This window comes from Pseudomonas sp. FW305-70 (assembly GCF_058783925.1).
In genome coordinates this window covers 51856-77730 of record NZ_JBYSYZ010000019.1, presented here as the reverse complement: position 1 = coordinate 77730, position 25875 = coordinate 51856, and the positions used below count along the sequence as shown (strand labels likewise).

The following is a 25875-nucleotide window of genomic DNA, read 5'->3' as shown; positions in this document are numbered from 1 at the left end:
CGGCGATCCGACTTACCCGCGAAGGGGACGCCACGGTTTCGGCAATGAGCGCGGGCTTCAGGCCACTGAATCCATCACCCGCCGATAAAACAACCACTCCTGCTCCAGCGCATGGGCCTGATTGCCGGCCTTGCGAAAGCCATGGCGTTCGTCCGCGTAGTAATGCGCTTCGACCAGGATGCCGTTGTCCCGCAGCGCCGTGACCATGTCGCGGGTCTGTTGCGGGACGACCACGGCATCCAGTTCTCCCTGAAAGAAGATCATCGGCACGCGGATATTGCTGGCATGCAGCAGCGGTGTGCGGGCGACGTAGCGTTCGGCGTCCAGCAGCGGATCGCCGATCAACCAGTCCAGATAGTCGCTTTCGAATTTGTGGGTCGCACGGCCCAGCGCTACCGGGTCACTGACCCCATACAGACTGGCTCCGGCACAGAACACGTTGTGAAACGCCAAGGCGCAAAGCGTTGTGTAGCCGCCGGCGCTACCGCCGCGAATGAAGGCCTTGTCGCCGTCGATCAGGCCCCGTTCGTTGAGGTAACTGACCACGGCGCAAGCGTCTTCGACATCCACATTCCCCCAGCTCAAATGAAGCGCCTGACGATAGGCCCGGCCATAACCGCTGCTGCCGCGATAGTTGAGGTCGGCCACGGCGAAGCCCCGCTGTGTCCAGAACTGGATGCGCGGATCGAGCATCGGGTAGCACGCCGACGTCGGGCCGCCATGGATGAACACCACCAGTGGCGGTTTCGCCTCGCCGGTCATTGCCGGGTAGAAGAAGCCGTGTGCTTCGCCTGAGCCACTGGGGTAGCGCAAGGTCTGCGGGCGGCTGATCCGTTCGGGAGCAAGCGGTGCGATGCCGCCAGCCAGTAACTTCACTTGCCGGCTCTGACGGTCGATGGCGATGACGGCGGTTGAACTGACGGGTGACGCTGCAATGCAATAAATGAACTGCCCATCCACGGCGAGATGGCGGAAGCGGCTGTAGTGGCCGGTGAAGTCGGTGCAGGAGTCGCCGCCTATGCCTAGTCGGCCAAACCCGCCCTCGGTCCAACTGGCCAGATAACTGTGGTCGCCCATCGGCAACCAGGTACTGCCGCCGAGTTGCCAGGGCGCCGGGCCATGGTCGGCGCTGGCACTTGGCAATGGGCTCAGGCCTTTCCCGGATTCCACCCATGGCTGCCAGTAACCGGCGCGATCCGTCAGGCAGTACAAGCGACCGTCGGCATCAAACCGTGGCTGTTGCACCGACTCTTGAGCACCGTCGCCCGCCACACAACGAGCCTCGGCAAACCCGCCATGGGCGAGGCGTTCGGCAACCATCAAGCGGGTTGCTGTCCATGGCTGATCCGGGCGACTCCATTCGATCCAGGCCAGGCGCCGGGCATCAGGGCTCAGCGTCGGTGCCGCGTAGAAATCAGCACCTTCGGCCAGCAGGTGGCGTGTGCCATCCAGCAGATCGATCGCCACCAGTCGGTGTTGGTCTCGATGCTCCTCGACCGCCAGCACCTGCCCGTTGGCGAACTGCAGATCGCCAAAACGGCACGCACCGGACGTCAGCTTTTCGGGCGCTTCGTCTTGCAGTGATTGCCGATACAACTGCTGGTCGGCCTCGTTGACGAAAACGATACCGTCGTCCGTCAGACAAAAGGCTCCACCGCCATATTCGTACACCCGACTGCGCACGCTGAACCCCGGCGGCGTCAGGCATTTCGCTGTGCCCTCACGCCAATGCCAGATCCGGCACGCCGCGTCTTCGGGTCGGTACTCGTTCCAGAACAGGCCGTTTGGACCGACCTGCAGTTCGGCAAAGTCGATACCGGCAGCCACGGCTTTGGCAGCGCTGAAAGGTTCAGCTTTTGGCGATGAGGCGTGAGTTTCGTTCATTGCGAAAGGCCAGTTGGTCGATGGTCTGGGTCGCGTGTTCGGCTTCTTCGCGAGCCTTGAGGATCACGCTGTGTTGTGGCGACTTGCTGCACACCGGGTCGGCGTTGCTGGCATCACCGGTGAGCATGAACGCCTGGCAGCGGCAGCCGCCGAAGTCTTTTTCTTTCTCGTCACAGGAGCGGCACGGCTCGGGCATCCAGTCATAACCGCGAAAGCGATTGAAGCCGAACGAGTCGTACCAGATGTGCTGCATGCTGTGGTCGCGTACGTTGGGAAACTGCACCGGCAGCTGTCGGGCACCGTGACAGGGCAGGGCGGTTCCGTCCGGCGTGACTGTCAGAAAAATACTGCCCCACCCGTTCATGCAGGCTTTCGGGCGTTCTTCGTAATAGTCCGGGGTGACGAAAATCAGCTTGCACGGATGCCCTTGGGCTTGCAGTTTGGCGCGGTATTCATCGGTGATGCGTTCGGCGCGCACCAGTTGCTCCCGGGTCGGCAATAGCCCGACGCGATTGAGTTGCGCCCAACCGTAGAACTGGCACGTGGCGAGCTCGACGAAATCCGCTTCCAAGGCGATGCACAGCTCGATGATGCGGTCGATCTGGTCGATGTTGTGCCGATGGGTCACGAAGTTCAGCACCATCGGATAACCATGGGCCTTCACCGCCCGGGCCATTTCCAGTTTCTGTGCAAAGGCCTTTTTCGAGCCGGCCAGCAGGTTGTTCACCTGCTCGTCGCTGGCCTGGAAACTGATCTGGATGTGATCGAGGCCGGCCTTCTTGAAATCGCTGATTTTCTGCTCGGTCAGGCCGATGCCGGAGGTGATCAGGTTGGTGTAGAAACCCAGTTTGCGGGCTTCGGTAATCAGCTCGGCGAGGTCCTGGCGCACCAACGGTTCACCACCGGAAAAGCCCAGTTGCGCCGCGCCCATTTCCCGCGCTTCACGGAACACCTTGATCCACTGTTCAGTGCTCAGCTCTTTGCCCTGCTCGGCGAAATCCAGCGGATTGGAGCAGTACGGGCATTGCAGCGGGCAGCGATAGGTCAGCTCGGCGAGCAGCCACAGCGGCAAGCCGACTTCAGGTTTTGGCGGCACTTGCCTTGATGAATCAGGCAAGTTCGATCCAGTGCTGCGCACGGGCTACCTCCATGAATTGCTCGATGTCGTCACCGAGCTCGGGTACGCCGGGGAACTGTTGGTCGAGTTCATTGATGATCGCCGCGACATCCCGTTCACCGTCAATCAAGCCACCGATCAGTGCGGCACTTTCGTTGAGCTTGATCATGCCTTCCGGGTACAGCAGCACGTGGCCTTTCTGCGCCGGTTCGTACTGGAAGCGGTAGCCGGGACGCCAGGTCGGGGTCTTGCTGCGATCGAAACTCATAAGGTGATTCCTTTGTGCCAGACCCGTTCTCCGGTCACGCTGTGATACGGCGGGCGTTTCAGTTCGTAGGCCATGCTCATGGCATCGAGCATGCTCCAAAGAATGTCCAGTTTGAACTGGAGAATTTCCAGCATGCGCTCCTGGCCTTCGCGGGTGGTGTAGTGCTGCAACGTGATCGCCAGACCGTGCTCGACATCACGCCGTGCCTGACCCAGGCGCGTGCGGAAATACTCGTATCCGGCCGGGTCGATCCAGGGGTAATGCTGCGGCCAGCTGTCCAGGCGCGACTGGTGGATTTGCGGGGCGAACAGTTCGGTCAGCGAACTGCTGGCGGCCTCCTGCCAGCTGGCGCGGCGGGCAAAGTTGACGTAGGCGTCCACGGCGAAGCGCACGCCGGGCAGGATCAACTCTTGGGAACGCAACTGGTCCGGGTCGAGGCCGACGGCCTGGCCCAGTCGCAGCCAGGCTTCGATGCCGCCGTCTTCACCGGGCGCACCGTCGTGGTCGAGCAGGCGCTGAATCCACTCGCGGCGGATCTCGCGGTCGGGGCAATTAGCCAGAATGGCCGCGTCCTTCAGGGGAATGTTCACCTGATAGTAGAAACGGTTGGCGACCCAGCCCTGGATCTGCTCGCGGGTAGCCCGGCCTTCGTACATCGCCACGTGATAGGGGTGATGGATGTGGTAATAGGCGCCCTTGGCGCGCAGGGCCGCTTCGAATTCGGCGGGGGACATTGGGGTGTCGGTCATCGGGGTTCTCCGGGGGAACAACCGTTGAAATCTTTGGTGTCTGGTCGGACGCCTTCGCGAGCAAGTCGAGTCGTCGCACCGCCGCTCCCACATTGGAATGCATTTCAAATGTGGGAGCGGGCTTGCTCGCGAAGAGGCCGCCCGCTAGAGCACAATACTCATGCCGTCATACGCCACTTCAACCTGGCACCGATCCAGCTCCGCGCGCTCGGGCGAATCTTCATCGAGAATCGGGTTGGTGTTGTTGATGTGGATAAGCACCTTGCGCTGCGTGGGCAGTTGCTCCAGCACTTCGAGCATGCCGCCGGGGCCGTTTTGCGCCAGGTGGCCCATCTCCCGACCGGTGCGGGTGCCTACGCCACGACGCTGCATTTCATCGTCATCCCACAGCGTACCGTCGACCAGCAGGCAATCGCTGCCGGCCATGATCTCCAGCAGCGCTGCATCCACCTTGCCCAGACCCGGTGCGTAGAAAAGTTTGCCGCCCGTGCCCCGGTCCTCGACAATCAGGCCGATGTTGTCGCCTGGATGCGGGTCGAAGCGGTGCGGCGAGTAGGGCGGCGCGGCACTGCGCAGCGGCAACGGGGTGAAGCGCAGGTTCGGGCAGGCGGGAACAGTGAAGCTTTGATCGAGCTCGATGCGGTTCCAGTTCAGCCCGCCGTTCCAGTGGTTGAGCATGGTGAACAGCGGAAAACCGGTGCTCAGGTCTTCGTGGACCATATCCGTACACCAGACCTGATGCGGGCAACCCTCGCGCAACATGAGCAGGCCGGTGGTGTGGTCGATCTGACTGTCCATCAGGATGATCGCGCCGATCCCGGTATCACGCAGGGCGCGGCCCGGCTGCATCGGGGCGAAGCCCTGGAGTTGGGCGCGGATGTCCGGAGAGGTGTTGCACAGCACCCAGTTCACGCCGTCATCGGAAATCGCGATGGACGACTGCGTCCGGGCCTTGGCCCGCAGGCTGCCGTCGCGAAAGCCTGCGCAGTTCACGCAGTTGCAGTTCCACTGGGGGAAGCCGCCGCCGGCGGCGGAACCTAGAATCTGGACAAACATGGACGCTCCATCATTTCAACGCTGAAAATAAAACGCCTCGGATAACCGAGGCGTTGTGCTGCACATCTGCCAAAGCAGAGATTAGCGGCTTGCGAAGTACATGGTGACTTCAAAGCCGATACGCAGGTCGGTGTAGGCAGGTTTGGTCCAGGCCATGAATTGAACTCCTTCTAGTGGGGGGGAGACAGCGCTAGCTATAGGTATAGTCCACCTCAAGTCAGAGATGTTCCAGATAGTTAGGTTGCTATGTTACTCAAAATCTCAAAGAAATTGCCCGTGAAACTTTGAGAAAGCTCCTTACCGCCCCGGTAATGATCATTTTGCCGCTTGCCATGGAGTGCCCGGTGCAGGGCTGTTCGCCAGGCAATGCCAACCGCCCTCGGCCTTGTTCAATCGTTGTGCTGCAACCAGCAGTTCGGAACGCCCGATCAGCAGGATTGCCTCGGGCAATTGCGTCAGAAAATCCGACGAGTGGCCGCCCAGCTTGCCCTGCCAAAGCAATTCCGCGGCCTGGGCAGTGGGCAATGCAGCCTGGGAAAATTGCTCGGCCAAGGTCTGGCGCCCGGCGATGAACGCGTTGTCGTCGAGGGCATTGATCAGCATTGGCACATCGCTGAGGAACTGCTCGATGCGCTGCAGCAGATCTGCCGGCGCTACGTTCGGTGATTGCACACCGAACAGTAATCCGGTTGTCCCGTGAATCTGGCGTAGGGCGCTGAACACCGCATAGCCCAGTTGCAACTCCACGCGCAGGCGCTGGTAGAACGGCGTCTGACAGAAGTGCGCAAGTAGACGCCACGCGGCTTCGTCGGCCAATTCCCCGGTCACGGCAGGGCAAAACAGCAACAGTGCGTGCTCGCTGGAATCGCTATCGATGGCGCTCCACAGGCGTTGTGACGGGATGGATGGCGGTGGGGTCAATTGATTATCCGGCGTGCCGGGAATACGGCTCAAGGCCAGGCCCATGGCCGCTTGAGTCTGGGCGGACAGGCCAATCGCCAGACCATCCCAGCGTGCACTCGACCAGAGTTGCTGTGCGTCGTCTGTGTTCGCGGTGTGCGCAAGGCAGTGATCGGGCAATGCCTTGAGCAGTTGTCGAATGGGGATCAGCGCAACGCTCGCGTGCGTGGCTTGTGAGCCTGCGGAGTCAGGTTGTGTCAGCTCTTTCAGCGCATGCTCCAGAACGGTGGGCATCGGCTCCTGCAGTCCGGTCATTTTCAGCAGCCATTCGTTGCCCGATGCACTGAAGGAAAAATCCACACCGGCCTGACGCGCGTCTTCGCGTAGCGGTTGCAGGTTATTTTCCAGTCGGGATTGAAGGGCGCTGGCGGGACTCGAGTCCAGACGCCAGCGCAGATAAATCGCACCTTCCGCGCTGTTGTCCGGCAATGCCTGGCTGAATTGCATCGGCGAACGTTCACGACGGCTTCGCGAGCGATCCTGGGCAAAGGTACGCAGGCCGCGGTGGGCGCTGGTCTGGCCACGAATCAATCCGGCGTTGGACGCTGGTGCTTCGGTGCGCAGGAACGGGTTGGGTGCGGGCAACTGCCATGGGCCACTGAAGTTATCCACAGCGCCGATTTGATTGAGGATTTGCTTGAGCGCTGTAACGCCTTGGCCAGATGACCCGACTTCGCATTGTTCGCTGTCCAGTCGGGCCAATTGCAAGGCACTGCTGATCTGTTGCTGGCGCTGGTGCAGGGTTGCGTATTCTTCGCGCAACCGGGTCCAGTCCTGCTGGGCAAAAAAGCTCAGCCAGTCCATAAGGCGTTCGAGAATCCCGGTCGGCAACCCATTGGCCGGCAAGGTGAACTCGATATGCAGCAAGGCTTGTCCTGCGAATTGGTAGAGCAACTGGGCTTTCAGGTGATCGGCCAGCCCGCGCTCGCGCAGGTCCGCCGACAAGCCCCCGGGTTTTGCCGAATTCAGCCAGTGGCACAAGAATGCCAGCGCCTCGGCGCAAGAATCGGGCAGCGATTCGAGGGCGCACAGCCAATCCAGTCGCCGTGCTTCAGCCTGTTGATAACTTCTTTCTGAGGTCGACATCAGGGGCACGGGAGCGTGTTGCTCAATGCTTTCTCCCTTGGCGATGACGTTACCAAATGCTTCAGCCAAGGTCCTTAGCTCTTCGAGGCTTTGCGGTCCGGCCAGGCTCAATGTCATCTGCCCGGTCTGGTAAAACCGCTGATAAAAATCCTGCAACGCCTGCTGAAACTCGGGCTGCTCTACAGGCAGGGTGGCGCGATTGCCGGCATGAAAACCGCGAAGCGGATGTACTTCTGACAACCCGTCGAACAGCGCAAATTGCTGCTGCGCTGCCGCATCCTGCGACCAGGCGACAAATTCCGCCTGCAGCACTTCCCGTTCTCGCTGCTGATCGTCCGGATTCATACGCGGATGGGCGAGCATGTCTGACAGACGCTCCAGCCCACCGGCAAATGCCTGGGGTGGCAGTTCGAAAAAGTAGTCCGTGGTGCGTTCGCTGGTTCGCGCGTTTATCTGGCCGCCATGACTCTGGACGTAGGCCATCAACCCTTGCCCGGCAGGAAAACGCCCAGTCCCCAGAAACAGCAGATGCTCAAGAAAATGCGCCAGTCCGGGCCACGCCAGCGGCACATCATGGCTGCCCGCGGCGACCCGCAATGCTGCTGCGCAACGCTTCAAATTCGGGGCATGACGCAGTGTCACCCGCAAGCCGTTGGCCAGGGTTTCAGTGTGGGGGCGAGGGTGATTCAGCGCGGGCATGGGCACTTCCAGAACAGTGAAGTGCCAATGCTAGCGGATTAGGACTTGTTCAGCTCGCCGTAAAGCTCGGGACGACGATCGATCAGGTAGCGATTGGCGGCACGGGAATCGACCATCAACTGTCGATCCAGCTCACCGACAATCAGCGATTCATCCAGTCCCGCCTGAGCGATACGGCTGCCATCCGGCGCAGCAATGCTGCTCTGGCCGCAATAGTGGATGTCGCCTTCATGGCCACAGTAGTTGGCGTAAGCCACATAGCATTGGTTTTCGAAGGCGCGGGAACGCACGGTGACATCGGCGACGAAATCGAACGGAATCATGTTCGCAGTCGGCACCAGAATCAGCTCGGCGCCGCCCAGAGCCAGGCGTCGGGCATTTTCCGGAAACTCCAGGTCGTAGCAGATCAGGAAACCGAGTTTCCAGCCGTTGAGCTCAACGATAGGAAACTCGTCGGAACCTGCACTGAACATCGAGTGATCGAGGTCGCCGAACAAGTGCGTCTTGCGGTAGTTGCACAGGCGCTCGCCATGGGCGTCGATCAACTGCACGGCGTTGTAGATCTGCCCGTCCTCGGTGCGCTCGGGATAGCCATACAAGATGGCAATCCCGGTTGCCTTGGCAATGCGCGCGATCTGCTGCGCCGACTCGCCGTTGTACACCTCCGCCAACACGCTGACGGCATCGACGCCGATGTTGTAGCCGGTCAGGAACATCTCCGGCAGTACCAGCAGGTCCGCGCCTTTTGCCTCCAGCGCCAGTTGTTGCAGGCGTTGCAGGTTGCCGGCGACATCCAGCGGCAACGGTGGACATTGGTAAAGGGCTACGCGCATTTCGGATTCCTCTTACTCGGGCAGGGCGATCGGTCCGATCTCGTTGAATACATCTCCTGGACCCGGATTCTCGGCATGAGTTGCACCGCCGAAGTGTTTCATGATGCCCCACACCGCGTTGAGCGAGGTCTGAACCGCACCCTCAACCCAGGCTGGCGTCCACGAAACGTCGTCGCCAGCGATGAAGATCCCGCGCTGTTCTGCCGGCATGTCGTCCTGCATGAAGTGCGCGTACATGCGCTGGTTGTAGCGGTAGTGACCGGGCAGTGCGCCTTTGAACGCGCCGAGGAAATGCGGGTCGGCTTCCCAGGACACTGTGATCGGGTCGCCAATGATCCGTGCGGCGATGTCGACTTTCGGGTAGATCTTCTTCAGTGCATCCAGCGCCAGTTTCACGCGTTTTTCCACCGGGTGCGGGAGCATTTTCAGCGCGTCGCTCATCCACGAGTACGACAGGCAAATCACCCCTGGCTTGTCGTCGCCGTTGTCGAACAGATAGGTGCCACGGGTCAGGCGGTCGGTCAAGGTCATGCTCATCAGGTCGCGGCCGGTTTCCGGATCCTTGTCCTTCCAGAACGGGCGGTCGACCATCACGAAGGTCTTCGACGATTGCATGTAGCGGGTGCGGTCCAGGGCCATCCACATCTTTTGCGAGAACAGGGTTTCGTCGCATTCGATCTGGGTGGTCAGCAGCCAGCTCTGGCACGTGGTCAACACAGCGGCGTATTCGCGGGTGTCGCCCCAGTTGTCGGTGACGGCGAAACGGCCGCCCGGTGCGTGGGCAATCTTCTTCACGCCGGTGCGCGGCGCGCCGCTGTGCAGGGAACTGAGGCTGGTGCCGGCCGGCCAGTGCGCGCAACGCTCCGGCACATGGCGCCAGATGCCTTGTGGCACCTGTTCCACGCCACCGACCACCAGGTGCTGGTGATCGTCGCAATTGGTCATCACCACGCGGAAGATTTCCAGCATCGAATTCGGGAAGTCAGAGTCCCAGCCGCCGGTGCCGAAACCGACCTGGCCGAACACTTCGCGGTGATGGAACGACAGCTTGGCAAAGGCTTTGGACGTGGCGACGAAGTCATAGAAGGTGCGGTCGTCCCACAGCGGCACCAGGGTGTTCCACAGCTCCTTGAGGCGAGGCACGTCGCGGTCGCGAATGGCTTGCTGGATATCCGAGAACTGCGAGCCGGCCTCCAGGGCGTCGGCCCACGCGTCAGCCACTTCCTGGAACAGCGCAGGAAGGTCCGACAACTTCTGTGCGTAATGGGTCTGGCCTTCGAGATCGATCACCGTGCTGCCCGACGCAGGCGTCAGCGGGTTGGGGAACGGTTTGGTTTCCAGGCCGAGCTTGTCGACGTAGTGATAGAACGCGGTGGACGACACCGGAAAGCGCATGCCACCCAGTTCGGCCACGATGCCTTCGGCGCCGTTGAAGGCCTGGGAGCGCAGACGGCCACCCATTTTCGAGGCTTCGTAGACGACCGGTTTCAGCCCCAGCTTCATCAGCTCATACGCGGCCACCAGACCGGCAATCCCACCGCCGACAATCGCCACTTCGGCACCGTGATTGTGCTCGGGAATGCTGCCCAGCCCGGCCGGGTGTTCGATCCAGTCGTCGAAGGCGAAGGGAAAGTCCGGGCCGAAAATGGTGATTGGTTTTTTACCGTCTGCAGGATGGCGATTGTTCTTGTTCATGGCTGACCTTGCTGGCGACCCGACGCGGAATGCGCATCTGAGTATAGGAAAAGATGCCAGCCATTCTAGAGAGCACAGAACACGTTAATAAGACGCAAAGTGTCGTCGTTTTGCCATTTTGTTGGTCGATATGACGATATCGATGTACACACTGTCCATTGTGGGAGCGGGCTTGCCCGCGAAGAGGCCCGACCAGACACCACCAAACCATCGGCACAAACTCAAACCGGCTGCCCCCGATCAATCTTGCTGCTCAAGATGATCGACGTCGTGGTCTTTTCCACCCCATCCACACTGCCAATCTGATCCAGCAACTGATCCAGCTGTTCCGGCGAATCGGTGCGCAACCACGCCACATAATCAAATTCGCCACTCACCGCACACAACTGCTGCACTTGCGCCATGGCACTGAGCCGACGCAACACCTCCTTGCCGGAACGCGGTTGCACCGTGATCCCGACATACGCCTGCAACCCGCCGTCCACCACCCGCTGCCCGAGACGCACGCCGTAACCGGTGATCACCTTGGCCTTTTCCAGCCGCGCCAGGCGCGAGGTGACGGTGGTGCGGGCGATGCCCAGTTGCCGGGCGAGCATGGCCACGCTCTCACGGGCGTTGATCTGCAGGGCTGCAATCAACTGGCGGTCGATTTCGTCGAGAACGGGTGGGCGAGTGTCAGGCAAAGGGTTATCTCCAGCGGTATGGATCAGTGCGCAAGCATGTTACAGGCAGATTCTGCACGACGCTCGCGACGGATCCCTGATCTGGCCTCAGTACCGTTCGTGACATTTCTGCCTGCGACAAATTGCCATAAGTAACCAGTTAGTACATTATTCCGCCCTTGTCACAAATGGGGAAAATGTCCGACATGAACAATTCTGGGGCTGCCGCCGGCAGCAAATGGTTGCTGGCGGGGCTGGGTATGCTGATTGCACTGATCGGGCTCGGCCTGGCGGGTGGCGGTGGCTATCTGATTGCGCTGGGTGGCAGCTGGTATTTCCTGCTGATGGGCCTGGCGATGCTGGTGTCCGGCCTGTTGATTGCCCGTCGCAAGCCGCTGGGCGCCTGGCTGTATGGTGTGGCGCTGGTCCTCACCGTGATCTGGTCCTTGTGGGATGCGGGCCTCGAATACTGGCCGCTGGTCTCGCGGGTGCTGACCTTCGCCGTGATCGGTCTGGTGGTGGCGCTGATCTATCCGACCCTGGTCCGCGCTTCGGGCGCGACCGGCGGGCGTGGCGCCTACGGTCTGGCCGGCATTCTGGGTGTGGGCGTTGTAGCGACGATGGCCTACATGTTCGTGCCGACCCACGTGGTCAAGGCCTCCGTTGAACCTGCGGTTTCGCCGGTCGCGCCGGGTACCGAGCAGAAAGACTGGGCCCACTGGGGCAACACCACCGCCGGCAACCGCTTTGCCGCGCTGGACCAGATCAACAAAGGCAACATCGACAAGTTGCAGGTCGCCTGGATCTTCCGCACCGGCGATATCCCGCAAAGCACCGGTGCCGGCGCCGAAGACCAGAACACCCCGCTGCAAATCGGTGACACGGTCTACACCTGCACCGCCTACGGAAAAGTCTTCGCCCTGGATGCCGACACCGGCGCCCAGCGCTGGAAGTTCGACCCGCAAGGCACCGCGCCCAACTGGCAGCGCTGCCGTGGCCTGGGCTACTCCGAAACCCCGGTGTCTTCGGACAATCAGCCAACCGCGTGTACGAAACGCCTGTTTCTGCCGACCGGCGATGCCCGCCTGATCGCCATCAATGCCGATACCGGCAAGCCCTGCGAAGAGTTTGGCAACAATGGCACCGTCGACCTGACCACCGACATGGGCGAAGTGAAACCCGGTTACTACCAGCAAACCTCGACCCCGCTGGTCGCAGGGGACGTGGTGATCGTCGGTGGCCGCGTGGCCGACAACTACTCCACCGGCGAACCACCGGGCGTGGTGCGTGCCTACGACGTGCGCAGCGGTGAACTGGTGTGGGCGTGGGATCCGGGTAATCCGAACACCAGCAAACGTCCGCCGGCCGGTGAGACTTACACCCGTGGCACGCCGAACGTGTGGTCGGCCATGTCCTACGACGCCAAACTCGGTCTGGTGTACCTGCCGACCGGCAACGCAACGCCAGACTTCTTCGGCGGTCAACGCACCGAGTTCGACGACAAGTGGAGCTCGTCCATCGTCGCCATCGACGTGAAAACCGGCCAGGTGCGCTGGCACTTCCAGACCACTCACCACGACCTGTGGGACTTCGACCTGCCGGCGCAACCGCTGCTGTACGACGTGCCGGACGACAAGGGCGGTACCCAGCCAGCCTTGGCGCAAGTCACCAAACAGGGCGAGATCTTCCTGCTCAACCGCGAAACCGGCGTGCCGATTGCCCGCGTCGAAGAACGCCTGGTGCCGCAAGGCAAGGTTCCCGGCGAACGCTATTCGCCAACCCAACCGTTCTCGGTCGACATGCCGTCAATCGGCAACAAGACCCTGACCGAGTCCGACATGTGGGGCGCCACCCCGTTTGACCAGTTGATGTGCCGCATCCAGTTCAAAGGCATGCGTCACGAAGGCGTCTACACCCCGCCAGGCATGGACCGCGCCCTGCAATTCCCGGGCTCGCTGGGCGGCATGAACTGGGGCAGCGTCTCGGTTGATCCGAACACCAGCTACATGTTCGTCAATGACATGCGCCTGGGCCTGGCCAACTACATGATTCCGCGCGACAAGATCAAAGCCGGGGCCAGCGGCATCGAAATGGGCGTGGTGCCACAGGAAGGCACACCGTTCGGCGCCATGCGCGAGCGCTTCCTCTCGGCGGTTGGCATTCCGTGCCAGAAACCACCGTTCGGCACCCTGTCGGCCATCGACCTCAAGACCCACAAACTGATGTGGCAAGTCCCGGTCGGTACCGTACAGGACACCGGCCCGCTGGGCATCCGCATGCACCTGCCGATCCCGATCGGCATGCCGACCCTCGGCGCATCGCTCGCCACGCAGTCGGGCCTGCTGTTCTTCGCCGGCACCCAGGACTTCTACCTGCGCGCCTTCGACACCGGCAACGGTAACGAAATCTGGAAGTCGCGCTTGCCGGTGGGCAGCCAGTCCGGGCCGATGACCTACGTCTCACCGAAAACCGGCAGGCAGTACATCCTGCTGACAGTGGGCGGTGCGCGTCAGTCGACGGATCGTGGGGATTATGTGATTGCCTACGCTTTGCCCAAATAAGGTGACGTAGGAGCGAGCTTGCTCGCGATGGACGTTAACGATAACGCTGGCTGTCTGAATGGACGCGGCGCCTACAAGTCCATCGCGAGCAGGCTCGCTCCTACATTGTTTTGCGGGGCGACAGGATGGACAGCGACCGTCACTCGTAGTCGAATGCGAGAACGAAGGATCCGAGGCAATGGACATGACGACGAACCTGCCTGCCGCTGTACGCGACCGCGCATTGCAGATCGCCCATCACGAAATGGGGCACTACGTGGTGGCCCGCGCCCTGGGCTTTGAAACGGGCGGCGTGACCCTGACCGTGACCAGGGATTTGCGACACCAGGGCGGGGCCTCCATTACCTTGGTGCGCTCCATTTCGTCGATAGAAGCCATGAAGGAGCATCTGGAAGCCCGGATGATGGTGCTCCTGGCTGGCGCCATGGCGCAGACACTCCCTTCAAAGCCTTCAGCCGCAAAACGCGTAGACAAGCCCAAAGCCACTGCCATCCTCAAAGGCGAGCAGGGGGCGGAGCAGGACTACGCAAAAATCAGGGAGCTTCAGCATCTGCTGCGCAACATCGTCTACCCCGATACCGATCCAGCGTCGAGCGAGCGCATAACGGCGCAGCTTAAGACGATGACGGATCAGGTGTGGGTCCGGACGCAAAAAATCATCGAGGATCAGGCCGAGACGATTGCCGAACTGGCTGCGGCGCTGGTGGACGGGATGGCTCTTGTGGAGCAATGGGGGCGGGCGGCGGATACGTTTGAGGTGGTGTTCACCGGGCCGATGCTGGAGCGACTGCGGGCGGTGAAAGCCATCCCTCCGTTACGTGTTTGGACCGACAGCTGCAGTGACGCCGTTCAGCACTCGAAATAACGAAGGGTCGTAGCGTTATTTGCTCGCGAGCATAGCGTCTTGCACCAGTGGCAACAGTGCATCAGTTGCCGCCAACAGTTCAGCCAGAAGGGTTTCGTCCACATCCATATAACCTTCGTACTCAGCCAGATTGCGGCGTTCGTGACAAAGCGCGAACAGGCGTACCTGGATTTTGTTCAGGCCGAGAGTATGTACAAGGCACTGAAATACCAGATAGCAGCGGTCGGAGCGAAAACCCTGCAGACGCATGGCGGTCAATGCCAGGGCATGGGCAGCGTTGTAGGCGAGGTCGAAGCGACTGGCGAAGGACAGGGCCGAACTGTGAGCATCCTGCAAACGGTCCGTGGCCGATCTCAGCAGTCCTTCACATTCCTTGCGATCTGGCGGTTCGGCTTTGAGGCCACCGCTACGCACCAGGTTCTCCAGATTTTCGTTATTGCCCATCGGCTACCTCTGCTGGGTTGCGGCCAATCAAATCAATTTTGTCCTGTTGCTCAACCCGCACGACAAAGCTGTTGCCGGCTGCCTTCTTGGCTTGCCAGTCGGCCAGGGTGTAGAGCGTTGGGTTAATGGTGCGGCCAAGCTGTTCCTCTACGGGCAGTACCCGTTCCATCAACTCGCCGTAGCTGAGGTTTTCTCCAATCAGCATCAGGTCAATGTCACTGCCTGCATGCTCGTTCCCCTTGGCAATGGAGCCGTAGATAAACGCCCATACCAACTGATCAGACAGTGGAGACAAGGCTGCACGCAGTTGCTCCGCAATGCCAAAAGTCTTACGCACTATCCCCAGCAGTTCTGCATAGATGGGGCACTCAGGGTTGGCCTGGTAGTGCGTCTGATTACCTCGCCGACTCATGGTGAGAATGCCTGCGCCATGCAGGCGCTCCAGCTCACGCATCAGGCTGCCCTTGCCGACCTGCGCCCAGCGGGATATTTCATTGGCATAGAAGCTCTGATCCGGTTTGCCATACAACATGCCCAGCACTTTTTGCTGGGTAGCGGTAAACAGAGCATCGCTGAGCGGGATGGCAGGCATGGTCGACTCTATAAGTCCCAAAAAGGGAACGATGGGTCCCTTTCTGGGAATTTTCAACTCTGCCGTGATTATGTGTTTTTCGATGGGTCTGCTTCCTTTCTGGTTTGAACAGGCCGCCGCGTCAGCACCTTTAACACATCATCGATCAGCGCTTTGCTCATTGTCGTCAGGTAATGAGCGGCCCAGGCGTGACGGTCGGAGTCCTGAGCGTAGGCAGCGTCCACGGTGAGGGACTTTGCGAGAAATAGCAGATCGGAGGCTTGGGCCAGGGCGTCGATGATGGGGACGTTGCGACAGACGTGGAACAGTGGTTGGTCCGAGAGAAACAGGAAGGGCGTGAAGCCAATGGTTTTCAGTTCTGAAGGTGCGGGCGAATCTGTTTTGGTCATGGTCATACTCCAGCGTTAGAGGAGTCGCCACGTTCGTTTCCAAGCGAGTGGGTGGCGGCTGTGCGCAGGTTGGAAACCGGGGACCAAAGATCCGGCACGCCCAAAGGCGTCCCGCGCACAGCTGCCATAACACAGAGTTCGCAGTCGTCAAAAACGTCTGGAATTGTGGTGGGGATGCTGTTGCGCTGTGATCCGACGGGTTTCCAAGCCCGATCGCTGAATGCTCAGCGACGTCCGGAGACTATCCCGTCGAAGAAAAGCACAACAAGGCGGCAAAGTGCCCAACAGCAAGATTCGGAGTTTGCCTACAAGGTCCTAAGGCGTCATCCGATATTTCGACACCCTCAGTAAACGAAGACTGGCACGACGAGTGATTTTCCAGGCCGGTGCATCCTTTGAGTCGTTGCGCCAAACGCCTGGTTCCTGCGTTGTCATGAGGGCACTGAAGCCATTGGCGAATCGGCAACCGCCGCCAGTAACCGTCGTTAACAATTGACAGGGGAATCAGGGTGGTTGGGCACCTCTGAAGCTCATACATTTATTCCTTTGAGGTTATATTCCTTTGGTGGCATATTTGTATGAAATGGGACGTCGAATACACGGATGAATTTGAGGCCTGGTGGGATCGCCTGAACGAGGCCGAACAGGACTCGGTTCAGGCCACGGTGATGTTGCTGGGCGAGGATGGCCCACACTTGGGTTTTCCACACACCAGCGATATCAAGGGTTCACGGCATGGGAACCTACGTGAGTTAAGGGTACAGCACGCTGGCAGGCCGTACCGTGTGCTGTACGCGTTTGATCCACGGCGCAGCGCGATCCTGCTGATTGGCGGCGATAAAACCGGCCAGGAGCGTTGGTATGCGGAAAACGTGCCGCTGGCCGAGCGTCTCTACGACGAGCACTTGGAAACATTGATGAAAGAGGGTTATGACAATGGCTAAAAAATTTGCTGATTTGGTGGCACGTCGCTCTCCAGAGTCTCAAGCGCGTGTCGAGGCCTTGCATCAGAAGCTACGAGCTCAAATGCCGTTGCACGAGTTGCGTCAGGCGCAAGCGTTGAGTCAGGACACACTGGCCAGGACGCTGCATGTCAACCAGGCGGCGATCTCCAAGATGGAGCGGCGAACGGACATGTACATCAGTACTTTGCGCAACTACATCCGCGCCATGGGTGGCGAGCTGGAAATCATCGCCACTTTCCCCGAGGGCCAGGTAAAGATCGAGAACTTTGCCAACTGAACGATTAAAAAATGGCTCTACTGTTTCGGTCTATCCAGACACGCAAAAGCCGCGCATTGCGCGGCTTTCTTGTTTGGTGGGCCCACACGGACTTGAACCGTGGACCAAAGGATTATGAGTCCTCTGCTCTAACCAACTGAGCTATAGGCCCTCAGTAGGTCGCGGATTATAGCGACGGTTTCGCGGCTGTGCTATCCGAAAAAGCCATTACGGTTGTACGAAGAAACGTCGCGGCGAATTCTTCGGGGGGCAAGGGCAGGCTGACGATGTAGCCCTGGATCTGTTCGCAGCCCTCGGCGGCGAGGAATTGCTGTTGCGCCTGGGTCTCGACGCCTTCGGCAATCACGGTGAATTGCATGCTGCGTCCGAGGGCGATGATGGCGCGTACGATCGCCGCATCGTGGGGGTCGTCCGGCAGGCCGCGGACGAAGGACTGGTCGATCTTGAGGATGTCCAGCGGCAGACGCTTGAGGTAACTCAGGGACGAGTAGCCGGTGCCGAAGTCATCGATGGCCAGTTGCACGCCCAGATGTTTGAGTTGATGCAATACCGCCAGCGCTTCTTCGGCCTGGCTCATGATGAAGTTTTCGGTGATTTCCAGTTGCAGGAATCCGGGGTTGAGGCCGTTGTCCTTCAGTAACTGCTCGATACGCCCCAGCAGGTTGGGCTGGCGCAATTGGGCGCCGGCAAGGTTGACCGACAGTGGGCCGGGGCTTTCGTACAGGCGGTGCCATTCGGCCATCTGGCGGCAGGCGGTTTCCAGGACCCAGTCGCCGATTTGCAGGATCATGCCGTTTTCTTCAGCCAGCGGGATGAAGTGTTCCCGCGGCACGTCACCAAAGGTCGGGTGGCGCCAGCGGATCAGGGCTTCGGCGCCGACCAGGCTGTAGTCGTCGAGGCTGATTTTCGGTTGGTAGCACAGGTGCAACTCGTTGCGTTCGATGGCGCGGCGCAGTTCGTGCTCCAGCGCCACGCGTTCACTGGCCTGGGCGGTGAGGTCGCGGGTGTAGCTTTCGACGCGGTTGCGGCCCTTGGCTTTGGAGCGGTACATCGCCGCGTCGGCGTTCTTGATCAGCGTGGCAACATCGCAGCCATCCTTGGGATAGAGGCTGGTGCCGATGCTGGCGCTGATGAAAAACTCGTGTTCGCCGGCCTGGAACGGCGCGGCGAAACAATTGAGCAGTTTGGTGGCAATGTTGTCGGCATCACTGGGTTGTTGCAGGCCCGGCAGCAGGATAATGAACTCGTCACCGCCCAGGCGTGCCACGGTGTCGATGTCACGCAACTGCTCCTTGAGACGTGCGGCAATGCCCTTGAGCAGCAGGTCGCCCACCGGGTGGCCGAGGCTGTCGTTGATGTGCTTGAAGCGGTCAAGGTCAAGGAACAGCACGGCGCCCTGGCCGCCGTTCTCCTGCTGGTTGTTGAGTGCTGTCAGCAAGCGGCTTTCGAACAGCGTGCGGTTCGGCAGGCCGGTCAGCGGGTCGTGGTGCGCCTGGTAGTCGAGTTTGGCCTGGGCATGCTTGAGGCTGGAGATGTCGGCGAATACCGCGACAAAGTGGGTGATGAACTTGTCGCGGTTGCGCACGGCACTGATGGTCAGCCAGCTTGGGTACAGCTCGCCATTTTTGCGCCGATTGGAAATCTCGCCCTGCCAATGACCTTCGGCAGTCAATTGATGCCACATGGCCGCGTAGAACGCGCTGTCATGCAGGCCTGAGGCGAGCAGACGGGGCGTATGGCCCAGCGCTTCGCTTTCGCTGTAACCGGTGATTTCGGTGAAGGCACGGTTGACCGCACTGATGTGCTGCTGGGTATCGGTGATCAACACGCCTTCGGCGGTGCTTTCGAACACGGTGGCGGCCTGTTGCAGTTTTTCCTGCATCAGGTGCCGCTCGGTGATATCCCGGGCGATGGTCAGCATGCAGTCGTCATCGCCGATCGGCAGCGGACGGCTGGACACTTCACAGAGGCGGATCTGCCCGTCGCTGCGGCGGATATGACAACTGAAGTCGCGGACAAACCCGTCCCGATGCAGCAGGTCGAGCATTTGTTTGCGTTCATTGAGATTGACCCAGATTCCCAGATCCAGCACCGAACGATCCACGGACATGGCGCTGTTGAATCCGGTGATGCGACTGAAACCCTCGTTGACCTCCAACAGCAAGCCGTCACTTTGCCGCGATAGCAGCAGGCCGTCGGGGGATGCATGGAAAGCCTTGGCGAACTTTTCTTCGGACGTTTGCAGTTGTTGCTGGGTTTCCTTGAGCTGGGTGATGTCCCGCACCACGACCACCAGCGCCGGTGTCATGTCGAGGTCGAACGGTTCGGCGGAGATCAGCCCGGTGAACACCTGGCCGTTGCTGCGACGAAAGGGCATTTCCAGATTGCGGATGCTGCCGGCCTGCAAGCGTTGCAACAGACCCGGCCCAACGCCGGGAATCCCCCAGATGTTCAGGTCGGTGGCGGTCAGTCCAATGACGTCCTCGGCCTTGAGGCCGATCTGTTCTTCGAATGCTTCGTTGACCTCCAGCAGGCAACCGTCGCTCAGGCGGGCGATCACCAGAATGTCAGGGCATTGCTGGAACACGGAAGCGAATTTCTGTTCCGACAGGCGCAGCGCTTCTTCGGTTCGCTTGGCGTCGGTGATGTCGATCATCAACCCGCGCATCACCGGCTCTTGCCCGTGTTCGATCAGGCTGACGATGTCGCGCACCCACAGACAGCGCCCGTCGGCAGTGATCACCCGGTAATCGAGGCGGTGATCGCGCCCGGCCAGCACCTCGTGATCGCAGAAAGTCTGGGCACGAGTCAGGTCGGCGGGGTGAATGATGTTGCGCCAGAAGCCCGGAATCAGCCAATGGGAGAGGGGATAGCCAAGAAGATCTTCGGCGTGGGGCGATACGTAGCTGTAGGTGTAGTCGGTGACCCTGGCTTCCCAGGCGATGGCCGACAGGCTCTCTACCAGGCCGCGGTAGTGGTACTCGCTGCTGCGCAGTTCCTGTTCAAGATCGACCCGGCGGGCGATTTCCGAACTCAAGCGGCGGTTGATGCGGATAACCGCCGCCAGCACCAGGGTCAGCAGCAGCAATCCGGGCAGGCCATACACCAGCAGGTCATTCCAGAATGTTCGATGATCGATGACGTTACCGACCCAATGCTCCTGAATGGCGCTGATTTCGGCGGGGCTCATGTCCGCCAGGACTTTGTCGAGAATACCGACGAGGATTGCGTTGTTGCGGGGTACGGCCATGGCCAGTTGATAGCGATAGGGGGTTTCACCGCTGACATACAGCCCATCGAGCTTGAGCTGACGCAGGCTCCAGACGCTGGACGCCAGATCGCCCACCACCGCATCCACTGCACCCGTGGCCAGCGCCTGTAACGCCGAGCTGACGTTGGGCATCGCCACCAGGTTCAGGTCGGGATTGTGGGTGCGCAGCAGTTCGTGGGGGGCGTAGTTTTCCACCACGGCGATTTTCAGGCCATACAGGTCTTGCAGGTTGTGTGGCTGGGGGCCCCTGACATGGGCCAGGATGACGATCGGAAAATCCAGATAGGGGCGGGTGAACGACAGGTATTTCTGGCGTTCCGGGGTCGACATGATGCCCGGCAGCAGGTCGATTTTGCCTTTTTTGGCTTGTTCCAGGACGGCGGTCCAGCTCACCGGCTCGATGGGCGTGAGCCGGGTTTTCAGTCTTTGGCGAATGACCTCGATGTAATCCGCGGCAAGGCCCTGGTAGCGGCCCTCATCGTCGCGAAACTCGAAGGGCGGCCACGACGCATCGACACCCAGGCGCAAGTCCGGGTGAGCCGCCAGCCAGCTACGTTCATCCTCAGTTAGAGTCAGCGCGCCAGCCGTTGCGGTCCAGGTCATCAGCGACAGCAAAAAAAGCACGGTCGGCAGTCTGGGCATAACGGTCTCGTTATGGCTCTGGGGAATGTTTCGAGTGTAGACGGGCTACAGGGCGGAGGGGGAGGTGTGGAGATATTAATCTGCCATAAAACAAAACCCCCGGCCTGGGCCGGGGGTTCTGTGATCACTCGTCGAGGAAGGAGCGCAGATGCTCGCTTCTGGTCGGGTGGCGCAGCTTGCGCAACGCCTTGGCTTCGATCTGACGAATCCGCTCACGGGTCACGTCAAACTGTTTGCCAACCTCTTCGAGGGTGTGGTCGGTATTCATGTCGATACCGAAGCGCATGCGCAGTACCTTGGCTTCACGGGCAGTGAGGCCGGACAGTACTTCGCGAGTCGCTTCTTTAAGGCTCTCAACGGTTGCAACATCGATTGGCGACTGCATGGTCGAGTCTTCGATGAAGTCACCCAAATGGGAGTCTTCGTCATCACCGATCGGGGTTTCCATGGAGATCGGCTCTTTAGCGATCTTCAATACCTTGCGGATCTTGTCCTCAGGCATTTCCATGCGTTCGCCCAGCTCTTCCGGGGTCGGTTCGCGACCCATTTCCTGCAGCATCTGCCGGGAAATGCGGTTGAGCTTGTTGATTGTCTCGATCATGTGCACCGGAATACGGATGGTGCGGGCCTGGTCGGCGATCGAGCGAGTGATCGCCTGACGAATCCACCAGGTGGCATAAGTCGAGAACTTGTAGCCGCGACGGTATTCGAACTTGTCTACCGCTTTCATCAAGCCGATGTTGCCTTCCTGGATCAGATCGAGGAACTGCAGGCCACGGTTGGTGTACTTCTTGGCGATCGAGATCACCAGACGCAAGTTGGCTTCAACCATCTCTTTCTTCGCGCGGCGGGCCTTGGCCTCACCGATCGACATGCGACGGTTGATATCCTTGATCTCGGCGATGGTCAAACCGGTTTCGGTTTCCAGCGCGGTCAGCTTCTGCTGGCAACGGACGATGTCCGGCTGCAGGCGGCCAATGGCTTCAGCGTATTTGCTTTTGCCTTTGGCCAGGGCGTCACTCCAGCTTTCGTCGACTTCGTTGCCCGGGAACTGGCGCAGGAAGTCTGCACGCGGCATGCGTGCATCACGAACGCAGAGCTGCATGATTGCACGCTCTTGCTGACGCAGGCGATCCAGGGCGCTGCGAACACGCTCGACCAGGGCTTCGAATTGCTTCGGTACCAGTTTGATCGGCATGAACAGGTCGGCCAGGGCCAGCAACTCGGCAATCGCTGCCTTGTTGTGACGACCGTGCTTTTTCAGCGCCTTGCGGGTGATTTCCATCTGATCGGCCACGGCGCCAAAACGCTGGGCGGCGATGATCGGATCCGGACCGCTTTCGGCTTCTTCCTCGTCATCCGAGGCTTCACCGTCTTCGTCGTCGGTGTCGTCATCCGCCTTGACGGCTTTCGCGTCAATCGGTGGCGGCACTTCTGCCGCAGGCGGCGCGATGCCGTCGTCCGGGTCGATATAACCGCTCAGGACGTCGGACAGGCGGCCACCTTCGGTGGTGACGCGGGTGTACTCGGAGAGAATATGATCAACCGTGCCAGGGAAGTGCGCGATGGCGCTCATCACCTCACGGATGCCCTCTTCAATACGCTTGGCGATTTCAATTTCGCCTTCACGCGTGAGGAGCTCCACCGTACCCATTTCGCGCATGTACATGCGCACCGGGTCGGTAGTGCGACCAATGTCGGTCTCGACCGCAGCCAACGCTGCAGCGGCCTCTTCGGCTGCGGCTTCGTCGGTATCGGCGTCGGCCAGCATAAGGGAATCCTTATCTGGCGCAACCTCGAATACGTTGATCCCCATGTCATTGATCATGCGGATGATGTCTTCCACCTGTTCCGGATCTGAAATATCCTCCGGCAGGTGGTCGTTGACCTCCGCGTAAGTCAGGTAGCCCTGCTCACGACCAAGTGTGATCAACTCTTTGATACGAGACTGCTGTTGCGCTTTTCCGGACATAACACCCTATCCACTGAAGGTCTTGGCGGGCAAAAAACAAGCCGAGGATTATACCTGAGCTATGACCTCACGCGCCAGTTGAGGTCGGGTTTGATGCGGAAACATTGCGACTTAAAAGGTCGCGCAGTTGGTTTTTCTCTTCGGTGCTCAATTCACTTTGACGTGCTTTTCGAAGAAGTTGTTCCAGGTTTCGCTCGCGTTGGCGGGCTGACAAGCTAGTAATGGTGTCGAAAAACTGTTGTTCAAGGTTGTCTCCATCAATCAGCCATTCCTTTTCCGCCAGGGCCTTGAGCAAGCGGCCCTGCTCTGTGCCGTGCCAGCGGGCAATCAGCTGAATTGAGTTTAGCTTGGGATTCTTCTGCACGGCTTCGAGCAGCGCCACCAGCAATTGTGTGTTGGTGTGATCCTCGGCGGCGAAGTGCCCGGCATCCTCGACTTTCTCGGCCAGTTGCGGGTGATGCAGCAGCGTGCGCAAGGCGGCGAGGGTCGGCGGTTCTACGGCGGCGGGCACCCGTGGCGCGCGAGGTTGATCGCGATCACCGCCCCGTTTGCCATTCTTGTCCCACGGTTTCTTGTCCCATTTCTTGCCTCCTGCACCGGGCTTCTTTGGCGTCCATTCCTGCTGCGGCACATACATGTCCTGTGCCTGCGGCTGATGATAGTCGCTGTAGTCGGGCATTGCGTCGTAATCGATGCCCGGGTCGTAGGCCGGCGGTGCTTCCTGCGGGGCGCTTTGTGCCAGCTGGCTCACCGCTTCGCCGCTCAAGCCGGTGATTTCGCTCAGGCGCTGGCGCATCAGGGTGCGCAGGTTGGCGCCCGGGACTTTGTCGATCAGTGGTGCGGCGAGGGTGGCCATGTGTGCCTTGCCCTCGAGCGAGCGCGGGTCGGCTTCTTCCGTCAATTGCTGAAAGAAGTAATCGGCCAGGGGCTGTGCATGCTGGTTGATCCGTGCGCGGAAGGCGTCTGTGCCTTCGGAGCGGACCAGGGTGTCCGGATCTTCGCCCTCGGGCAGGAACAGAAAACGTGCACGACGACCGTCCTGCAGACTCGAAAGTGTTGCCTCCAGTGCCCGCCATGCCGCATTGCGACCGGCCTGATCGCCGTCGAAGCAGAACAGCACGCTGGGCACGACGCGAAACAGCCGCTTGAGGTGCTCTTCGCTGGTGGCGGTACCCAGGGTCGCGACGGCATTGCGCAGGCCTTGCTGGGCCAGGGCAATGACGTCCATGTAGCCCTCGACGACGATGATCTCGTCTAGGTTGCGGTTGGTCTTGCGCGCTTCGTACAGGCCGTAGAGTTCCTGCCCTTTATGGAATACCGGGGTTTCCGGGGAGTTCAGGTACTTCGGCTTGTCGTCGCCCAATACCCGGCCGCCAAAGGCAATGACGCGCCCGCGGCTGTCGCGGATCGGGAACATCACCCGGTCGCGGAAGCGGTCGTAACGTTTGCCGCTTTCGGCGTTTTCGATCAGCAGGCCGGCATCGATCATGGCTTTTTGTTGCAGGGTATCGCTGCTCAAATGCTTGAACAGGTTGTCCCAGCCGGGCGGTGCAAAGCCCAGGCCGAAGTCCCGGGCGATTTCGCCGGTCAGCCCGCGACCTTTCAGGTAGTCCACGGCAGCCTTGCGTGATGGATGGCTCTTCAAGGCCTGGCGATAAAAGTCGGCGGCGGCGCTGAGCAACGGATACAGCGGCGAATCGGTCGGCTGCCGCGGCTTGTGCGGCCGCCCGCTTTCTTCGCGGGGGATTTCCATGCCGGCGGCTTTGGCCAGTTCTTCGACCGCCTGGACGAAATCCAGGTTGTCGTGGTCCATGATGAAGCCGAGGGCGTTGCCGCCAGCGCCGCAGCCGAAGCAGTAATAGAATTGTTTGTCGGGGCTGACGCTGAACGACGGAGTCTTTTCCTTATGGAACGGGCAGCAGGCGGTGTGGTTCTTGCCGGCCTTTTTCAATTGCAGGCGCGAGCTGACCACATCGACGATGTCGGTGCGGTTCAGAAGGTCGTCAATGAAGCTCTGGGGAATTAGCCCGGCCATGGCGTTCTCGTCATCTGCGCTGAAAGGAGCCCGAAACGTACGGCGACCGAACGCGGGCATTGATTGAAGCGCGCAAAGTGTGCGGCTCGACCAGTGTCGTCTGCGTAATCGCTGTCGGGAAGTGTATCTGCCGAAAATCCACTGACGTTAATGCCAATCAGTATTCGGCTGTTTGAATGTGTTGCGCTGAATCCGCTGCGGCCAAACACAGGCCTCGGATAGCTCATCATTCGGCACGCAAGCAGGTGCCTTGGGCTGATCGTCGTGAGAGGAATCAGTGGGTGTGCTCGTCAGTAGCCTTGAAAGGCTCGTCAGAAAAGACGTGCACTGCTGGCAAAAGAGCCAGGTCTGACGCGGTGAAGCAGATTTGTCTCGGTCGCGTCTGCGGCTTTGACAGTGAAGCATCAAGCGTTTTACGCAAATGCCATAAGCCCGGCTGAGGGCCGGGCTTGGCAGAAGCTCGCTACGGTCGTCTGTGTATTAGTACAGACGAACGGCGCGGCGCTGTTCGCGCTGAACTTTCTTGGCGTGACGCTTAACAGCAGCAGCTGCTTTGCGCTTACGCTCAGAAGTTGGCTTCTCGTAAAATTCGCGGCTACGAACTTCAGCCAGTACACCGGCTTTTTCGCAGGAGCGCTTGAAACGACGCAGAGCTACGTCGAAGGGTTCGTTCTCTTTTACTTTGACGGCTGGCATCCAGAGCTACCTTCATTCATTACCGGGGTCAACATCCTCGCGGCAAAAGAGCACTTGAAGACGTCGGTTTTTAAGGGTTGCGGATGTTAACCCCTCATCGCTCGGAATGCAAAGCCTCTGATCGAAAACCGCTGGTCGGGGCATCCCGCGACGACTA

General features: G+C 60.1%; 21 protein-coding genes and 1 tRNA gene. 4 read left to right on the top strand and 18 right to left on the bottom strand.

What is annotated here, in order from left to right:
• Positions 1-57 precede the first annotated feature (57 nt).
• The 10 genes from AC3WN7_RS16260 to AC3WN7_RS16215 all read right to left on the bottom strand — a co-directional run bounded on the left by AC3WN7_RS16260 (position 58) and on the right by AC3WN7_RS16215 (position 11030).
• Positions 58-1884 (bottom strand): S9 family peptidase, encoded by a 1827-nt coding sequence (locus tag AC3WN7_RS16260; RefSeq protein WP_102674214.1) that lies wholly within the window; start codon positions 1882-1884, stop codon positions 58-60.
• Complete coding sequence (gene pqqE, locus AC3WN7_RS16255) at positions 1850-3022, bottom strand: pyrroloquinoline quinone biosynthesis protein PqqE (RefSeq protein ID WP_102674215.1); 1173 nt, start codon at positions 3020-3022, stop codon at positions 1850-1852. Before pqqE ends, AC3WN7_RS16260 begins: the two co-directional genes overlap by 35 nt.
• Positions 2994-3269, bottom strand: coding sequence for a pyrroloquinoline quinone biosynthesis peptide chaperone PqqD (gene pqqD / locus AC3WN7_RS16250; protein ID WP_015097086.1), 276 nt, complete (start codon positions 3267-3269; stop codon positions 2994-2996). Before pqqD ends, pqqE begins: the two co-directional genes overlap by 29 nt.
• Positions 3266-4018, bottom strand: coding sequence for a pyrroloquinoline-quinone synthase PqqC (pqqC, locus tag AC3WN7_RS16245; protein WP_102674216.1), 753 nt, complete (start codon positions 4016-4018; stop codon positions 3266-3268). Before pqqC ends, pqqD begins: the two co-directional genes overlap by 4 nt.
• Positions 4019-4162: 144 nt before the next feature.
• Positions 4163-5074 carry a pyrroloquinoline quinone biosynthesis protein PqqB gene (pqqB, locus tag AC3WN7_RS16240; RefSeq protein ID WP_102674218.1) on the bottom strand — a complete coding sequence of 304 codons (912 nt, stop codon included), beginning with the start codon at positions 5072-5074 and terminating at the stop codon, positions 4163-4165.
• Between the two features lie 81 nt (positions 5075-5155).
• Positions 5156-5230 (bottom strand): pyrroloquinoline quinone precursor peptide PqqA, encoded by a 75-nt coding sequence (gene pqqA, locus AC3WN7_RS16235; RefSeq protein ID WP_003444522.1) that lies wholly within the window; start codon positions 5228-5230, stop codon positions 5156-5158.
• A gap of 159 nt (positions 5231-5389) precedes the next feature.
• A complete protein-coding gene (pqqF, locus tag AC3WN7_RS16230) occupies positions 5390-7819 on the bottom strand; it encodes a pyrroloquinoline quinone biosynthesis protein PqqF (protein ID WP_102674219.1) in 2430 nt (809 codons plus the stop codon).
• Positions 7820-7857: 38 nt separating this feature from the next.
• Complete coding sequence (locus AC3WN7_RS16225; RefSeq protein WP_095964098.1) at positions 7858-8652, bottom strand: carbon-nitrogen hydrolase family protein; 795 nt, start codon at positions 8650-8652, stop codon at positions 7858-7860.
• Between the two features lie 12 nt (positions 8653-8664).
• Positions 8665-10347 (bottom strand): flavin monoamine oxidase family protein, encoded by a 1683-nt coding sequence (locus AC3WN7_RS16220; RefSeq protein ID WP_007980300.1) that lies wholly within the window; start codon positions 10345-10347, stop codon positions 8665-8667.
• Positions 10348-10568: 221 nt separating this feature from the next.
• Entirely contained in the window at positions 10569-11030 is a 462-nt protein-coding gene (locus AC3WN7_RS16215) for an Lrp/AsnC family transcriptional regulator (protein WP_007980298.1), read from the bottom strand.
• A 185-nt stretch (positions 11031-11215) separates the two neighbouring features.
• Here AC3WN7_RS16215 and AC3WN7_RS16210 point away from each other — a divergent pair, with 185 nt between their 5' ends.
• Together AC3WN7_RS16210 and AC3WN7_RS16205 are read left to right on the top strand one after the other, a co-directional pair.
• Complete coding sequence (locus AC3WN7_RS16210) at positions 11216-13570, top strand: glucose/quinate/shikimate family membrane-bound PQQ-dependent dehydrogenase (RefSeq protein ID WP_095964097.1); 2355 nt, start codon at positions 11216-11218, stop codon at positions 13568-13570.
• A gap of 184 nt (positions 13571-13754) precedes the next feature.
• The gene (locus AC3WN7_RS16205) at positions 13755-14435 is read left to right on the top strand and encodes a peptidase M41 (protein ID WP_102674243.1); all 681 of its coding nucleotides are present in this window, start codon (positions 13755-13757) and stop codon (positions 14433-14435) included.
• 15 nt (positions 14436-14450) lie between these two features.
• Here the strand turns inward: AC3WN7_RS16205 and AC3WN7_RS16200 are convergent, their stop codons facing one another.
• The 3 genes from AC3WN7_RS16200 to AC3WN7_RS16190 all read right to left on the bottom strand — a co-directional run bounded on the left by AC3WN7_RS16200 (position 14451) and on the right by AC3WN7_RS16190 (position 15860).
• Positions 14451-14879 (bottom strand): hypothetical protein, encoded by a 429-nt coding sequence (locus tag AC3WN7_RS16200; RefSeq protein WP_102674221.1) that lies wholly within the window; start codon positions 14877-14879, stop codon positions 14451-14453.
• The gene (locus tag AC3WN7_RS16195) at positions 14869-15471 is read right to left on the bottom strand and encodes a nucleotidyltransferase domain-containing protein (protein WP_102674222.1); all 603 of its coding nucleotides are present in this window, start codon (positions 15469-15471) and stop codon (positions 14869-14871) included. The genes AC3WN7_RS16200 and AC3WN7_RS16195 overlap by 11 nt, the downstream gene beginning before the upstream one ends.
• A 68-nt stretch (positions 15472-15539) precedes the next feature.
• Positions 15540-15860 carry a DUF3077 domain-containing protein gene (locus AC3WN7_RS16190; RefSeq protein ID WP_102674223.1) on the bottom strand — a complete coding sequence of 107 codons (321 nt, stop codon included), beginning with the start codon at positions 15858-15860 and terminating at the stop codon, positions 15540-15542.
• 578 nt (positions 15861-16438) lie between these two features.
• On the opposite strand from AC3WN7_RS16190, the gene AC3WN7_RS16185 reads away from it, so the two are divergent.
• Both AC3WN7_RS16185 and AC3WN7_RS16180 read left to right on the top strand, forming a co-directional pair.
• Positions 16439-16804: a type II toxin-antitoxin system RelE/ParE family toxin gene (locus AC3WN7_RS16185; protein WP_102674224.1), complete on the top strand. Its 366-nt coding sequence runs from the start codon at positions 16439-16441 to the stop codon at positions 16802-16804.
• On the top strand, positions 16797-17102 hold the full coding sequence (locus AC3WN7_RS16180) for an XRE family transcriptional regulator (RefSeq protein ID WP_008051594.1): 306 nt from the start codon (positions 16797-16799) through the stop codon (positions 17100-17102). The genes AC3WN7_RS16185 and AC3WN7_RS16180 overlap by 8 nt, the downstream gene beginning before the upstream one ends.
• Before the next feature lie 74 nt (positions 17103-17176).
• On the opposite strand, the gene AC3WN7_RS16175 is transcribed toward AC3WN7_RS16180, so the two are convergent.
• The 5 genes from AC3WN7_RS16175 to rpsU all read right to left on the bottom strand — a co-directional run bounded on the left by AC3WN7_RS16175 (position 17177) and on the right by rpsU (position 25718).
• Positions 17177-17253 (bottom strand) — tRNA-Ile (locus AC3WN7_RS16175).
• A 15-nt stretch (positions 17254-17268) separates the two neighbouring features.
• Complete coding sequence (locus tag AC3WN7_RS16170) at positions 17269-21015, bottom strand: bifunctional diguanylate cyclase/phosphodiesterase (RefSeq protein ID WP_102674225.1); 3747 nt, start codon at positions 21013-21015, stop codon at positions 17269-17271.
• Positions 21016-21139: 124 nt separating this feature from the next.
• The gene (rpoD, locus tag AC3WN7_RS16165) at positions 21140-22987 is read right to left on the bottom strand and encodes an RNA polymerase sigma factor RpoD (protein WP_007980239.1); all 1848 of its coding nucleotides are present in this window, start codon (positions 22985-22987) and stop codon (positions 21140-21142) included.
• A 67-nt stretch (positions 22988-23054) separates the two neighbouring features.
• Positions 23055-25022, bottom strand: coding sequence for a DNA primase (gene dnaG / locus AC3WN7_RS16160; protein ID WP_007980233.1), 1968 nt, complete (start codon positions 25020-25022; stop codon positions 23055-23057).
• Between the two features lie 480 nt (positions 25023-25502).
• The gene (rpsU, locus tag AC3WN7_RS16155) at positions 25503-25718 is read right to left on the bottom strand and encodes a 30S ribosomal protein S21 (protein WP_002551877.1); all 216 of its coding nucleotides are present in this window, start codon (positions 25716-25718) and stop codon (positions 25503-25505) included.
• Between the last annotated feature and the right edge of the window lie 157 nt (positions 25719-25875).